This is a genomic window from Microcoleus sp. N9_B4, assembly GCF_036701635.1.
Taxonomy (GTDB): domain Bacteria; phylum Cyanobacteriota; class Cyanobacteriia; order Cyanobacteriales; family Microcoleaceae; genus Microcoleus.
In genome coordinates, this window is record NZ_JAUBRC010000045.1 from 1 (window position 1) to 13,432 (window position 13,432).

The window sequence follows — 13,432 nt, forward strand, 5'->3', positions numbered from 1 at the left end:
CCCATGCCCCATGCCCCATGCCCCATGCCCCATGCCCCATGCCCCATGCCCCATGCCCCATGCCCCATGCCCCATGCTGCTATTTTGCTGCTGGTAATTTCACCTTAGTAGCCAAACCTAGTGCTTCCAAAACTTGAATAGTCATCCAAGTGAAGTCAATTTCCCACCATTCCATCCCGTGACGCGCAGAGTATTGATAAGCATGGTGGTTGTTGTGCCAGCCTTCGCCGTAAGTCAGGACAGCCACCCACCAACAGTTAGTAGAACTATCGTTTGTTTCGTAGGTGCGGTAGCCAAATTTGTGAGTGGCGCTGTTAACAAACCAGGTGCAGTGATACACCAAAACTAAGCGTACAAAAATCACCCACACTACAAACGGCCAGCCTGCTGCTAAGTAAAGCAAGACGCCAAAGACGATTTGCATCGGGAGAAAGTAGTTTTGCAAAAATTGGTAAAATGGATCGCTCGAAATGTCTTTTGTGCAGCGGGCAATTTCAGCGTGAGCTGGACCTTTATATAGCATCCAGCCGATATGACTCCACCAAAAACCCTTTTGGGCATTGTGAGGGTCGAGCGCATTTTGGTCAGAGTGGGTGTGGTGCAATCGGTGCAGCCCAACCCAATCAATTATTCCTCCTTGACAGGCAAGGGCTCCGCAAAATGCTAGAAAGTATTCTACGAATTTTGGTGTCTGAAAACTGCGGTGGGTGAGCAGACGATGCCATCCCAGGGTTATTCCCAAACCGCCGGTTATCCAGTGCATAAATACGGTTAAACCAACTGCTGTCCAATTGAAGTTACTGGGTAGCAGTGCGAACAAAGCGCCGATATGAAGTCCTGCTAAACTAATAACGTGCTTCCAATTGTATTGGAGTTTTTCTTGCGTTGCAATTGTCATTCTCTTTTTGATTTCTGATGAGATGCCGAGCTAGATTCACGCATAATAGTTGGGATTGAGCAGTGAACTTTTTTGCTGCACTCTTGCCCAAACTAATAAAGAATCAATGATAGATTTGGGATTAGGATTGAAAAAGATTTACGGTTGTATTCTGAAAATAAAAAATTTGGCTGCCAAACAAAATTTTTTGTTCCCAATTATATTATAACTGATTCTGGTTTGGGTTGGGTCGATCGCACCAGGGGATTCGATCTCTGTTCAACCCAACCTATACCGATCGCAAAAACAGGATTAGGCATTGGTCACCAGCCATTAGTCCAGAACTGATGAGCGACAACCAATGACTAATTGCCGATCGCTATTTTTCTGCTAATTTCACTTTGGTTGCCAAACCAAGTGCTTGCAGCAGTTGAATTGTCATCCAGGTGAAGTCGATTTCCCACCATTGGAGACCGTGGCGCGCCGAGTATTGAAAGGCGTGGTGGTTATTGTGCCAGCCTTCGCCGTAGGTAAGCAGGGCAACCCACCAGCAGTTGGTCGATCGATCGCCCGACTCGTACGTGCGGTAGCCAAATTTGTGGGTAGCGCTGTTAACCAGCCAAGTGCAGTGGAACACCACCACGATCCGCATAAACACGCCCCAAACCACGAAAGACCAGCCGCCTAATAAATAAAGCAACACACCGAAGACGACTTGGATGGGGATAAAATATGCTTGGAGAAACTTGTATACTGGGTCGTCGCCGATGTCTTTAGTAAAGCGGGGGATTTCCACTCTGATCGGGAGATCCGAGAGCATCCAGCCCATGTGGCTCCACCAAAAGCCTTGATTGGAATCGTGGGGATCTGTTTCGGTGTCGGAATGTATGTGGTGTAACCGGTGCATTCCTACCCAGTCGATCGGGCCACCTTCACAGGAAAGGGTACCGCAAATAACTAGAAAATACTCTAGCCATTTCGGTGTTTGAAAACTGCGGTGGGTGACGAGGCGGTGATATCCAAGAGTAATTCCTAAACCACCTGTTACCCAATGCAGGAAGACTGCTAGCCCAACCGCAGACCAGCTAAAATTACCCGGCAGCAAAGCAAATAAAGCACCGATGTGCAGAAAGGCCATAAAGCCTACGACAGGCCAATCAGGAGAAGTTTTTTTGGAAGTTGCAATCGTCATGAATATATTATGTTTACAAACTAGGGGCCGCATCTACGCCATAATGAACAGCGCGCACGCAAAGGGTGAGCGAGGTATAGATGAATAGCGTTTCACGGCTACAGGAAGCAGAACAGGCACTCTTTCAGATTTTTTCTGGTATTGACACTACAGTCAAGCAAAATCTTCAACGAGTCTTAAAAGCTTTTCGCAGCCACCGGGTTGGAGTCCACCATTTTGCAGGGGTTACGGGTTACGGCCACGATGATTTGGGTCGGGAGACTTTGGACGGGGTGTTTGCCGAAGTGGTAGGGGCCCAGGCTGCGGCTGTCCGGGTACAGTTTGTTTCGGGTACTCACGCGATCGCCTGTGCTCTTTTTGGCATCCTGCGTCCGGGTGACGAAATGTTGGCAGTGGCTGGTTCTCCCTACGATACTTTAGAAGAAGTGATCGGCTTGCGGGGGCAAGGTCAAGGTTCACTGCTTGAGTTTGGCATTAGTTACCGTGAGTTGCCTCTAACTCGCGAAGGAAGTGTGGATTGGCAGGCATTGAGTTCTACTATTTCAGCAAAGACTCGCCTGGTTTTTATCCAGCGCTCTTGCGGCTATTCTTGGCGGTCGAGTTTGTCTATTTCTGAAATTGAAAAAATCGTCGCCATAGTCAAACATCAGAATCCTAACACAATATGCTTTGTGGATAATTGTTACGGGGAGTTTGTTGATGATTGCGAACCTACTGCTGTGGGTGCGGATCTGATGGCTGGTTCTTTAATCAAAAATCCGGGGGGTACGATCGTCCCTGCGGGCGGTTACGTAGCCGGGAGGGCTGATTTAGTGGAGGCGGCAACTTGTCGCTTGACGGCGCCAGGAATTGGCAGCAGCGGAGGCGCAACTTTTGATTTGAATCGGTTGCTGTTTCAGGGTTTGTTTATGGCTCCCGGTTGTGTGGGGGAGGCGATGAAGGGCAATCATTTGACGGCTTATGTTTTTTATAAGTTGGGTTATCGAGTGAATCCTATGCCTTTGGCTAGAAGACGAGATGTGATTCAGGCGATCGAATTCGGTTCTGCTGATAAGTTAATTGCTTTTTGTCGGGCTGTTCAGCAAAATTCCCCCGTCGGTTCCTATTTAGATCCGGTGCCGGCTCCGATGCACGGGTATGAAAGTCAGTTAGTGATGGCTGGGGGTACTTTTATTGATGGGAGTACGTCGGAGTTTTCGGCTGACGGGCCTCTGCGGGAGCCTTACGTGGCTTTTTGTCAGGGGGGAACTCATTGGACTCATGTATCGATCGCCCTGGAGGATGCGATCGAGGCTGTGGGCCCAGCTAAGTAGGGCGCGGGCGCACTTCCGTTGATGATGGTGCGCCCTATTGAGGTCGATCGGCGAGATTTGTCACTAATCGACCGTCTTCCATGTAGATAATTCGATCGGCAATATCGAGAATGCGGTTATCGTGCGTTACTAGCAAAATCGTGCAGCCTTGTTCTTTTGCGAGTTTTTGCATAATTTCTACGACATCTCGCCCGGATTTTTTGTCTAAAGCGGCGGTTGGTTCGTCAGCTAAAACTATTTTAGGGCGGCTGACTAACGCACGGGCGATCGCAACTCTTTGTTTCTGTCCTCCCGACAAATTTTCGGGGTAATAATTAGCCCGCTCTCCCAAACCAACTGCTTCTAACATTGCTATTGACAAACCATCCATATTCTGATTTAGCATTTCTTTGTGCAGTTCCAAAGACATTCGCACGTTTTGCTTGGCTGTCAAGAATGTCATCAAGTTATGTGCTTGAAAAATATAGCCAATTTGCTTTCTGAGTTTAGTTAACTGAGTTTTGCTAGCTCCGTGTATTTCTTGCCCAAGAATTTTGAGACTGCCTTCTTGAGCCGAACGCAGCCCGCCTAACATTGTCAATAAAGTTGTTTTGCCGGAACCAGAGGGCCCCGTCATGATGACTATTTCTCCGGGGTTGATGTCGAGATTTATGTCAAATAAGGCTTGTTTTTTGAGAGAGCCTTGACCGAAGTAATGGTTGAGGTTTTTGACTAAAATTACTGGTTCGGTTGCGGTAGTTGGGTTAGCGGGAAAATTTAGGGTTTGCATGGTGATTTTTGGGAGCTTTTTTGACCGATGCAGGCAGATTGACCCTGATGAACGCAGATTAGAAGATGTCTGCGGGGTCGGCTGATTGGAGTTTGCGGAGGGCGAGGGCGCCGGAACCAGTACACATCACGATCGTCAAACTTAACACTACAACCGCTCGATTTGTGCTCATCGCAATTGGCAGTAAAGTGGCAGATTGTGCTAGCGAATACAGTCCGTTGGCTAAAACAATTCCCGGCATAAAACCTAATACAGCTAATAGCAGAGCTTCCTGAATTAAGACTCCGACTAAATAGCGATCGCTATATCCCATTGCTTTTAAAGTCGCATATTCCGCTAAGTGATCGGAAACGTCTGAGTAAAGAATTTGGTAAACAATAATCAGACCAACAACGAATCCGATAATTGTACCGAATCCGAAAATAAAGCCGATCGGAGTAGCATTTGCCCAATAACCTTTTTCAATTTCTGCAAATTCTGCTAGGGTTAAAACTTTGACATCATCGGGCAATATAGCTTTGATCATTGACTGGGTTTTTTTGATATCGGCATCGGGTTGTAGGTTGATTAAGCCGACATCAACTTGATCTGGTGTGCGCTCGGGAAATAAGTTCATGAATGTAGAATCGCTGGCAATGACATTGCCATCAGCCACGAAGGAAGTACCGAGAGTAAAGACTCCTCCTACTTTAATATTGCGTTTATTTAGTTCTGTTTCGAGGGTAGATTGTTGGTGAAAAATATTGGCAATCTCGCCGTATTCAGGTCGAGAAGATTGGTCAAACAACACATGATTAAACATTTGAATTTGAGGCAATTTTTGATTGACATCAGGCAAATTAAATGTTATGTTTCCGGGGTCGATTCCAAAAATTAAAATCGATCGAGTAGTGCGGGTTGTGGGATTTCGCCACTCTCCCATACCAATATATAAGGAAGTGACGGATTTTACTCCTTCTACTCCTTGTGCTTGGTAAAGTCGCTCTCGATTGAAATCTTTTACCGCAGCAAAAGTTTCAAATTGAGGATTGATTAAAACTAAATCTGTCTGTAAACTTTGGTGCGGCTTAACGGCAGAATCGAATAGTGCATCTTGAAATCCCAGTTGCACAAAAATCAGAATATCTGCAAAGGCAATTCCTGCTATAGCAACAGCGAGGCGGGTTTTTTCTCTAGTTACTTGCAACCATGCAAGGGGTGTGTTGCGAAACATAAATTTTGGGAATTGGGAATTGGGAATTGGGGATTTATTGTTGGTTATTTAAAGCTGTTTCTTCAAGTTTGCGTTGCCGCATTAGGAGAAATAAAGGCAAACCCAGGGAAACACCAACCAGTAAAGTGGCAATATAAATCCACAAGTTTTTCATTCTCAGACGCGAACCTTCGCTAAATACAAAAAACAAAAAAACCACGGCAGAGACGATTACATCCATGCCAAAAAAGCCGGAAATTTGATTTGCAAACAATTGTCCGAAGAAAGCGTTAATATTCAACCCTTTTTCTAAGAGAAACGGGACAAACTGGGAATACGGTAAAGCAGTGCCCAGAATACAGAGAACTAAGTATGCAATTTGAAGCATTGGTAAACCTCCAGGTTGTTAATTTTAAATCGCTATATTTGCGAGTTTACTCAGCATTACTGAGCGCTTTAATATCAGATTGCATAATTAAGTTAATGTTGCGATAAATCTTGTCAATTTCCCAATCCCACCACCGAATTTCTAATAGTTGTGCAACTTCAGCATCGCTGAAACGCTGTCTGATTGAACGTGCGGGGTTTCCACCGACAACGGTGTAAGCGGGAACATCTTTTACTACAACTGCTTTGGCGGCAACGATTGCACCGTCGCCGATTTTGACTCCCGGCATAATCACCGATTCATAGCCGATCCAAACGTCATTGCCGATCGCAGTATCGCCTTTACTTGGCAGTTCGATTAATAGATTCATGGCTGTTTCCCAACCATTCCCAAAGACGGGAAAAGGATAGGTAGAAATGCCGTCTAGTTTGTGGTTTGCACCGCTCATAATGAATTTGACGTTAGTGGCGATCGCACAAAATTTACCAATAATTAATTTCTCACTTCCGTAATTATAAAGTACATTTTTCTCAAAGTTCTCTGGCTCTATTGGATCGTCATAATATGAGTAATCGCCGACGATAATATTGGGGGATTTTATGAAGTTTTTGATAAAGCAAACCCGGCGCTGGTCTGCCATCGGATAAGGTCGGTTCGGATCGGGACCAAATTCTGCCATAACTTTCAATCCTCCAAGGTTTTTAGTAAAGACTTTAGTTTTGTTTAATTGCTACTTGTACTTGCAAATTGGTCAATCCTGCAACTTGTTTGCTAGCTTCAGGATTCAGGTGAATTTTTACTTCTACTACTCGGCTATCCAAGTTTTCTCCTGGTTGGTTACTAAAAACATTTTGTTTACTTACTTTTAACCCAATCTCTTTGACAGTTCCCTGCAACTCTCCTGAAAATGCTTGGCTAGTCACGGCTGCTTTTTGTCCGAGTTTAATTTTGCTAATCTCGGTTTGATAAACTTCCGCCACGACTACCATTTGATTGGTTTCTCCTAAGTCTGCAATGCCGTTATCACTAATTTTTTCACCAGCACGAGTATGAATTTTCAGGATTTTTCCAGCATTTGGCGTGCGAATGGAAGCTTGATTTAGTTCGGTTTGGGCGCGCTTGACTTGGGCGATCGCACTTTGGATCTCAGCTTCGGCTGCTTGCACGTCTACGGGGCGCACTTCGGCTATTTTGTCAAAATTTGATTTCGCTTCTTCTAGTTGTTCGAGGCCAGTTTCTTGAATGCGTTTGAGTGTTGATTGAGCCTCGTTAAGTTGCTGGATTGATGTACTGTTAATGCGAGTTAGGTTTGCTTCTGCTTCGTTAATTTGCTGTTTGGCTGTATTGTTAATGCGATCGAGGTTTGCTTGCGCTTCTTCAAGTTGCTGCTTTGCCGTATTATTAATTCGGCTGAGATTAGCTTGTGCTTCTTTAATTTGCTGGCGACTTGTTTCTAATGCCAACCGCTTAGTATCTCTTACGGATTTAGAAATTGCACCTTCACCCGCGAGTTGCTGATGTCGGAAATCTTCAGCTTTAGCGTTATTAAACTCGGCTTGCAATTTGTCGATCGCTGCTATTTGTGCAGTTTTTTCTCCTTGCCATTGTGCCGCTATTCGGCTAATTATTGCCTGTTGTGCTTTCCTCTCCCCTTGCCACTGGGCCGTGATTCGGCTGAGAGTTGCTTGCTGTGCGGTTCTGTCGCCTTGCCATTGTGCTTGCAGGCGATCGACTGTTGCTTGTTGTGCAGTTTTGTTGCCTTGCAGTTCCGCTTCTAGCTTGCCAATTGTGGCAGATTGTGCGGCAAGTTCTCCCGACTTTGCACCAGCTTTTACTTGTGCTAAACGGGCTCGAGCAACTTTGACTTTCTCTTGAGTTTCATCTAAAACAGATTGCAGCCGATCGCGCGCATCCAAAATCGCGATTAGTTGTCCTGCTTTGACTTGATCGCCCTCTTTGACTAAAAGCTGGGAAATGCGATCGCCATCTAAACTCTGCGATACTCCCAAGCGAACCACTTCTCCTTGCGGTTCCAATCTTCCTAATGCCGTTATTTTCCTCGGTGGTGGTATTTCCGCACGCAAAGGTTCAGTATTTTTAGCCAACGGTGCCAACTGAGAAATCCCGTAAAAAGCTGTACCGCTGGTAATGATGCTGGCAGCAATTGCCATTCCGATGACTAATCTATTTTTAGGTTCTATCCAAGATTGAAAATTCATACTTGTCCTCTACTTGCAGCTATTTTTGTCTAAATAAGCGAGCAACATCTCTTTTAATAAAGTCCATTGTTCTGCAACAGATATTCTTTCACCTTGATAAAACCTTCTTACCAGCAAACCGTCACCATAACAGATGATAAATCTAGCGATTGCTGGATCGGAGATACCTAAGTAGCAACTGACTGCCTCTTCGTAACGCTTTCCCGATTCCTGAAGTGCTTGATTGCTGTCAATCTCTTGACGAGTTTTTTGTTGGCAAAACTCAAATGTCATTAACAGACTTTTCAGGATGTAATCTTCATTTTTGCTGAAGTAATCCATCAGTTTTTCAATTTTTTCGGCTAAAGTTGGCGGATTTCCCAGTTCGGCAATTGCTTCTTCTTTTGTATCTTCATAGCTCAAGTATTCAATTAACTGCTCGAACAAACTTTCTTTACTCGGGAAGTAGTGATAAAGGGTTCCTGTAGAAACTCCGATTTCTGACCCAATTTCCCGCATAGTTACTGATGAGTAACCTTTTTCGGCAAATATGTCAAAGCATTTGTTTAGTAGTTCTTTACGGTATCGATCGCGGTCAACTATTTTTGGCATGGGTGAATAGATTTTAGATTTTAGATTATCTAAAGTCTAAAATTTATTGGTCTGATAATTCTATATCGAACGTGCGATATAGTATCAATCACTACAAAATTGATTTTTTGGGTCAGCGGGCAGGATTGATATATATCGAACAGTCGTTATATTTAATAGAACACAGAGTAGTAGAGTTTGTCAAGGGCTAGGGAAGAATTTTTTGGCCGATCGCCCTGCAAGAAATGAGACACAATGGTAAAAGACAACATCCATCCGCGTTCTGAAGGGGTTAAAAACCTCAAATTAATATTAAAGAAGCGATCGCAGTGAGATAATTTATGAGAGTACGAACCTACGAAATCGGTGATACCCAACAAATTGTAAAACTGTTTTACGACACGGTACACGAAGTAAACATCCGCGATTACACACAAGCACAAGTAGATGCTTGGGCTCCAGCCGATATCGATATCGAAAGTTGGACTAAAAGTTTAAGCAGTAAATTTACTTTCGTAGCAGAAGAGGGTGAGAAAATTGCAGGTTTTGGGGAATTAGAAGCAAGCGGCCATATCGATTGCTTTTTCTGTCATCAACATTTTCAAAGGCAAGGAGTTGGCAGGCTAATTTTAAAACAAATTGAGTCAAAAGCCCAAGACTTAGGAATTAACAAGTTATTTACCGAAGCCAGCATTACAGCTCGACCTTTTTTTGAAAGCCAGGGATTTATTGTGATTAGAAAACAAGAAGTAGAATGCAGAGGACAAAAATTAATCAACTTTGTCATGGAAAAAAATATATAAACAACGAGTTGTGTAAAATTAGATCGAAGAGTTTTACTCAGGAGTTGCGATGGTGACGGAAGCTACAAATGTGCTGGGCGGAAAGTTAGAGACTTGCTGCACTTCGCCCATGACAGGATATTATCGGGACGGCAAATGCAATACAGGTGGTGGCGACTTTGGGGCTCACACTGTTTGTGCTCAACTGACAGAAGAGTTTTTGCAATTCACTAAATCTAACGGAAATGATTTGAGCACTCCGGTTCCCGAATTTAACTTTCCCGGTTTGAAGCCTGGGGATTGCTGGTGTTTGTGCGCGTCTCGCTGGAAGGAAGCAATGGATGCGGGATGTGCGCCGCTTGTGGTTTTGGCTGCGACTCACGCCTTGACTTTGGAATACGTTTCTTTGGATGAATTGAAGCAGCACGCTGCTGATTTGTAGGAGGATGTTGGTGTGCGATCGCTTTTAGTCAATAAGGGCGATCGTGCTTTTATGATGAATAGCAAATTTATCCTTCGTAACTCAAATATTTAAGTGCGATCGGGCGTCACTGTAAAGTTTTATTGTTGAGTTTGTGGTTCCCACTTACAGATAGACTCTGGTTTGAGAGGGCAAGTTTTGGGGGCGATCGGATTTCCGCTGAGTTGTAACCAAGTCAGGTTAGTTAAGGATTGCAATGGTTTGATGTCATTGATTTGATTGTTTTCGAGATTGATCGCAGCCAGTTTAGTCAAAGATAGCAATGGTTTGATGTCGCTGATTTTATTATTGTTGAGGTCTAACCAAGTCAGTTTAGTCAAGGATGCTAGCGGTTTGATGTCAATAATTTGATTGTTGCTGATGTCTAACCAAGTCAGGTTAGTCCAAGATGCCAGCGGTTTGATGTCGCTGATTTGATTGTTGTTGAGTTGCAGAGTAGTCAGGTTAGTCAAGGATGCTAGCGGTTTGATGTCGCTGATTTGATTGTTGCCGACGGAGAGTGTAATCAGGTTAGGCAAAGATGCTAGCGGTTTGATGTCACTGATTTGATTGTTACTAATGTGGAGTGTAATCAGGTTAGTCAAAGATTCTAAAGGTTTGATGTCGCTGATTTGATTACCCCAGAGGAAGAGTGCGGTGAGACTCGAAAGTTTCTGATTAGCCGCATCGCACTCAGTAGTTTCTGCTTCCTTCAACAGCACCTCAACTGTATGTTTAGCTTCTGGAGTCAAAGAATCTTTTTCGCGACACCATTCAGCAAATGTTTTGTTTCCCGATCGCGTTTCTGCAGCCTTCGCCGACACTCCATTTCCAGATAATGCTAGAAGCACACAACAAGTAAGTGCGATCGACCTTGGTAAATTGATATATTTCTGTGCCACTATAAGTGTCATAATCTTATATATCTAATTGAAAGTTAAAGCCCTCTTGCACAAACACAACCAATAATTAATTCAGTCCTTTTCAAAGGACTTAAGCTTTGAGGCAGGGGTTGAAACCCCTGCCAGACTGAAGGAAAGAGGGCAATATCATGTCCCTGCAAAATACCTCTTAAAAACTCTCCGAATCACCTCACTCAGGCAACTTATACTGCGCGACAATCCGCTTAGCATATTCCGGCACATGAGCCTCCAATTTCTCCGGGTAATTGCGCTTCACGTACAGATAATTGCGAGTGAAATGAGAATCAATCGAAAACCGAGCATATTCCAAACCCTTCGGCCCAATTCTCTCAATAAACACTCCCATTAACTTCGCCGCCCACATTGGCAAAGTCACTCCTTTTTCGTAAGCCGGAATGCTTTGCTGAACGGCTTCTTTTCGGTTTCCCTTAGACATCACCGGCTGAGTATTTAACTGATCCGTTACCAAATCTAACATCTCTTGCCCGGTGTCATTTCGCACTACAATCCACTGCCAGCCAAAGGGTGCTCCCATGTAGCCCACAACTAAATCTGCTAAAGAATTCACATAATCAAAACAGCTCAAACAAGAAGGAGCAAAAACCTCTTTCAATTCCTTAGTATTCAAGCCAAAAAACGGCACTTTTTCTTCCGAACCATCTTCGTGTTTGAAGTGAACGTTAAAGTCTTGCATAAACTCATAAGATACAACTGTTTCGGGAGAACGGCTAGTCGTATCTAGGAATTTCTGCAAGCCTGCACGGCTGACATTATCCACGCAGGGAGTTCCTAAAACGTAGAGCTTTTCTAAACCGAGTTTTTTCTCGACTGTTCGCAAGGCTTGAATTTGACAGCCCACGCCAATTACTAACAGCCGCTTAATCCCAGATTTTTCGATTTGTTCTAATACTGAAAGGTTGGGAGAGAGAGTGGGTTTGTTTACTTTTGCTGCCAGAATTTCTTCGCGATTTCTCGCAATAATCGGCATGGGTTGAAAGCGGTCTTCCTTAGTATTTTGGACGCAAACAACGCCTTCTACAATTCCTTTTTCGAGCATTTCAATGGCAATTGTGCTGACGATTCCCGTCCACTGAGCGCCCTCGATCGGCTCTTTTTTCCGAGCCGCCATCATGTTTTGACTGACTCCGAAATACCAATCGTCGGGATTGTCGAGATTGCGCGATCGCCCGTGAATCTCTGCTTCTAATTCCGCGATGTGCTGTGTTAAGAAAGCACAAGATTCCTTGACATAATGAATGTAATATGTATCGCACAAACCACACTCGCTGCAAAGTTCTTTAGCGGGGCGGCGGCTACCCGGTTTAAGGGCCTTGGATTTTTGGTGCTTAGCAGAATCTGTTGCGGTCATCTAAATTACTTATTTTATGCAGATATGGCTTTTGTTAGGATATCACAGCAATTTCCCTTGATTTACCTCCTTTATTCTTTCTTTCAGTCCTCGCAGGCGGACGCAAGCTTGTGCGGGGGCAAATTCGGTTCGCCCGAAATTGGCGGTTTTCACAAGTTAAAAAATATTAGTCAGGACTTACCTAGGTTGCGCTAAAAACCGGGTTTCTTGCTGAATACCTCACTGTTAAACCTAAGATTTATGGTAAAAACCGGGTTTCTTTGTGTAGTTTTAGTAAAAAAATCAGTTTCAGAGCATCGCCGTGCGTCCAGGAGTGTTTGTGTAAGTCCTATTAGTATCAATCCGGATCGAGCGGGCGATCGCGCGAATACATTGCCAAATAAAGCTATAAAAAAATGGTAAAAATGTTTGTGACAACAGCCCTCGCTGGCATCATGATGAATCTCGCAATTTCGAGCTTAGGATTTGCTGCTTTAGTTCGTCCTGTTCCCGCTATGAATCAAACTGTTGCGACTCTAGAAAGAATGCTCAGCGCGACACAAAAGCCGGCGGCGCTGAACTATTCGCGCCTGGGGATTGGCGGCGTTCGGTTGGGGATGCCTGTAGAAGAGGCAAAACGCAAGTTGGGAAAACCGCAGCGCGACGAAACTAAACCTGCTGGGCCTGGCCTCGGTGGCAAGATTCGCACGCTAACCTACTCAGGATTGACGGTAGCAGCATGGGAGGGAAAAGTTTATTTAATTTCTACTACCAATCCCAAGTTTCTGACAATGGATGGGGTGAAGGTAGGAGATAACAGCCAAAAAGTCGTTAAAATTTACGGTTACGGGTCGCAATCTGTGCAGGGTGGAGTGACTCGGTTGACTTACAGCAATGACCAAATGGCTTCTAATTTGATTGTGGAAATTAAGGGCGATCGCGTACAAAAAATTCTTGTGAGCACGCAGCTAAACTGAAATATTAAACCACAGTGCAAAAATCCCGGTTCACAAGTTTGTAGTAAGCACTTTATTCCTTATTTATGAGGATTTTTAGCCTTTCTGTGAGTTGACTGGAGGGCTTTTTCCTGATGTACGCGCGTGCGTAGCTATCCCGTAGGGAATCGCCCGATTCTTTTTAATCCTCTTCATCATCATCCGACAATTGTGTCATTTCCTCAGCAATTAGTGTCTGAAAATCCTCTCCGCAGTGAACGTTGAGATGGATTGCAGAGAGGAAGGAACTCTGCTAGAATTTCAGCTTTTTGTCGATCGCTCAAATCAGGTAACTGAAGCTGATGGATTAAAGTAATCACATTTTGACACTCCGTACCCAATTCATCAATTAACGTTCTCAGTGTAGAATTAGTTACCGAAATTGTCCGATCGCTAACTTGCAT

The 13,432-nt window shown here is 44.3% G+C and carries 15 protein-coding genes; 4 read left to right on the forward strand and 11 right to left on the reverse strand.

Annotation, left to right across the window (positions count from 1 at the left end; all coding sequences use genetic code 11):
- Nucleotides 1-79: 79 nt before the first annotated feature.
- Together QUA43_RS24400 and QUA43_RS24405 are read right to left on the reverse strand one after the other, a co-directional pair.
- On the reverse strand, nucleotides 80-898 hold the full coding sequence (locus QUA43_RS24400; protein WP_333377164.1) for a fatty acid desaturase: 819 nt from the start codon (nucleotides 896-898) through the stop codon (nucleotides 80-82).
- Between the two features lie 358 nt (nucleotides 899-1,256).
- Nucleotides 1,257-2,069, reverse strand: coding sequence for an acyl-CoA desaturase (locus QUA43_RS24405; RefSeq protein ID WP_333216150.1), 813 nt, complete (start codon nucleotides 2,067-2,069; stop codon nucleotides 1,257-1,259).
- A gap of 80 nt (nucleotides 2,070-2,149) precedes the next feature.
- Between QUA43_RS24405 and QUA43_RS24410 the strand changes: the two genes are divergently transcribed.
- The gene (locus QUA43_RS24410; RefSeq protein WP_333210512.1) at nucleotides 2,150-3,382 is read left to right on the forward strand and encodes a methionine gamma-lyase family protein; all 1,233 of its coding nucleotides are present in this window, start codon (nucleotides 2,150-2,152) and stop codon (nucleotides 3,380-3,382) included.
- 34 nt (nucleotides 3,383-3,416) lie between these two features.
- Here the strand turns inward: QUA43_RS24410 and QUA43_RS24415 are convergent, their stop codons facing one another.
- The 6 genes from QUA43_RS24415 to QUA43_RS24440 are packed head-to-tail and all read right to left on the reverse strand — an operon-like array spanning nucleotide 3,417 to nucleotide 8,541.
- A complete protein-coding gene (locus QUA43_RS24415; protein WP_333210510.1) occupies nucleotides 3,417-4,151 on the reverse strand; it encodes a DevA family ABC transporter ATP-binding protein in 735 nt (244 codons plus the stop codon).
- A 58-nt stretch (nucleotides 4,152-4,209) separates the two neighbouring features.
- Nucleotides 4,210-5,364, reverse strand: a complete 1,155-nt coding sequence (gene devC / locus QUA43_RS24420) for an ABC transporter permease DevC (RefSeq protein ID WP_333210508.1) — start codon at nucleotides 5,362-5,364, stop codon at nucleotides 4,210-4,212.
- Between the two features lie 34 nt (nucleotides 5,365-5,398).
- Entirely contained in the window at nucleotides 5,399-5,731 is a 333-nt protein-coding gene (locus QUA43_RS24425; protein ID WP_333210506.1) for a DUF2834 domain-containing protein, read from the reverse strand.
- Between the two features lie 46 nt (nucleotides 5,732-5,777).
- On the reverse strand, nucleotides 5,778-6,410 hold the full coding sequence (locus tag QUA43_RS24430) for a Vat family streptogramin A O-acetyltransferase (protein ID WP_333377166.1): 633 nt from the start codon (nucleotides 6,408-6,410) through the stop codon (nucleotides 5,778-5,780).
- 34 nt (nucleotides 6,411-6,444) lie between these two features.
- Entirely contained in the window at nucleotides 6,445-7,950 is a 1,506-nt protein-coding gene (locus tag QUA43_RS24435) for an HlyD family efflux transporter periplasmic adaptor subunit (protein ID WP_333210502.1), read from the reverse strand.
- A 9-nt stretch (nucleotides 7,951-7,959) separates the two neighbouring features.
- Nucleotides 7,960-8,541, reverse strand: coding sequence for a TetR/AcrR family transcriptional regulator (locus QUA43_RS24440; RefSeq protein WP_333377168.1), 582 nt, complete (start codon nucleotides 8,539-8,541; stop codon nucleotides 7,960-7,962).
- A gap of 320 nt (nucleotides 8,542-8,861) precedes the next feature.
- Between QUA43_RS24440 and QUA43_RS24445 the strand changes: the two genes are divergently transcribed.
- Nucleotides 8,862-9,323, forward strand: coding sequence for a GNAT family N-acetyltransferase (locus tag QUA43_RS24445; protein WP_333210498.1), 462 nt, complete (start codon nucleotides 8,862-8,864; stop codon nucleotides 9,321-9,323).
- A gap of 49 nt (nucleotides 9,324-9,372) precedes the next feature.
- Nucleotides 9,373-9,744: a DUF2237 family protein gene (locus QUA43_RS24450; RefSeq protein ID WP_242725530.1), complete on the forward strand. Its 372-nt coding sequence runs from the start codon at nucleotides 9,373-9,375 to the stop codon at nucleotides 9,742-9,744.
- Nucleotides 9,745-9,863: 119 nt separating this feature from the next.
- Here the strand turns inward: QUA43_RS24450 and QUA43_RS24455 are convergent, their stop codons facing one another.
- Together QUA43_RS24455 and QUA43_RS24460 are read right to left on the reverse strand one after the other, a co-directional pair.
- A complete protein-coding gene (locus QUA43_RS24455; RefSeq protein ID WP_333377169.1) occupies nucleotides 9,864-10,676 on the reverse strand; it encodes a leucine-rich repeat domain-containing protein in 813 nt (270 codons plus the stop codon).
- 178 nt (nucleotides 10,677-10,854) lie between these two features.
- The gene (locus QUA43_RS24460; RefSeq protein WP_333377171.1) at nucleotides 10,855-12,054 is read right to left on the reverse strand and encodes a Coenzyme F420 hydrogenase/dehydrogenase, beta subunit C-terminal domain; all 1,200 of its coding nucleotides are present in this window, start codon (nucleotides 12,052-12,054) and stop codon (nucleotides 10,855-10,857) included.
- Between the two features lie 410 nt (nucleotides 12,055-12,464).
- Here QUA43_RS24460 and QUA43_RS24465 point away from each other — a divergent pair, with 410 nt between their 5' ends.
- Nucleotides 12,465-13,010 carry a hypothetical protein gene (locus QUA43_RS24465; RefSeq protein WP_333377173.1) on the forward strand — a complete coding sequence of 182 codons (546 nt, stop codon included), beginning with the start codon at nucleotides 12,465-12,467 and terminating at the stop codon, nucleotides 13,008-13,010.
- A 200-nt stretch (nucleotides 13,011-13,210) separates the two neighbouring features.
- Here the strand turns inward: QUA43_RS24465 and QUA43_RS24470 are convergent, their stop codons facing one another.
- Nucleotides 13,211-13,432, reverse strand: coding sequence for a hypothetical protein (locus QUA43_RS24470; RefSeq protein WP_333377175.1), 222 nt, complete (start codon nucleotides 13,430-13,432; stop codon nucleotides 13,211-13,213).

Excerpts from the sequence above, each read along its gene's own strand:
- QUA43_RS24400 (WP_333377164.1), bottom strand. The coding sequence starts at position 898 with ATGACAATTGCAACGCAAGAAAAACTCCAATACAATTGGAAGCACGTT.
- QUA43_RS24405 (WP_333216150.1), bottom strand. The coding sequence starts at position 2,069 with ATGACGATTGCAACTTCCAAAAAAACTTCTCCTGATTGGCCTGTCGTA.
- QUA43_RS24410 (WP_333210512.1), top strand. The coding sequence starts at position 2,150 with ATGAATAGCGTTTCACGGCTACAGGAAGCAGAACAGGCACTCTTTCAG.
- QUA43_RS24415 (WP_333210510.1), bottom strand. The coding sequence starts at position 4,151 with ATGCAAACCCTAAATTTTCCCGCTAACCCAACTACCGCAACCGAACCA.
- devC (WP_333210508.1), bottom strand. The coding sequence starts at position 5,364 with ATGTTTCGCAACACACCCCTTGCATGGTTGCAAGTAACTAGAGAAAAA.
- QUA43_RS24425 (WP_333210506.1), bottom strand. The coding sequence starts at position 5,731 with ATGCTTCAAATTGCATACTTAGTTCTCTGTATTCTGGGCACTGCTTTA.
- QUA43_RS24430 (WP_333377166.1), bottom strand. The coding sequence starts at position 6,410 with ATGGCAGAATTTGGTCCCGATCCGAACCGACCTTATCCGATGGCAGAC.
- QUA43_RS24435 (WP_333210502.1), bottom strand. The coding sequence starts at position 7,950 with ATGAATTTTCAATCTTGGATAGAACCTAAAAATAGATTAGTCATCGGA.
- QUA43_RS24440 (WP_333377168.1), bottom strand. The coding sequence starts at position 8,541 with ATGCCAAAAATAGTTGACCGCGATCGATACCGTAAAGAACTACTAAAC.
- QUA43_RS24445 (WP_333210498.1), top strand. The coding sequence starts at position 8,862 with ATGAGAGTACGAACCTACGAAATCGGTGATACCCAACAAATTGTAAAA.
- QUA43_RS24450 (WP_242725530.1), top strand. The coding sequence starts at position 9,373 with ATGGTGACGGAAGCTACAAATGTGCTGGGCGGAAAGTTAGAGACTTGC.
- QUA43_RS24455 (WP_333377169.1), bottom strand. The coding sequence starts at position 10,676 with ATGACACTTATAGTGGCACAGAAATATATCAATTTACCAAGGTCGATC.
- QUA43_RS24460 (WP_333377171.1), bottom strand. The coding sequence starts at position 12,054 with ATGACCGCAACAGATTCTGCTAAGCACCAAAAATCCAAGGCCCTTAAA.
- QUA43_RS24470 (WP_333377175.1), bottom strand. The coding sequence starts at position 13,432 with ATGCAAGTTAGCGATCGGACAATTTCGGTAACTAATTCTACACTGAGA.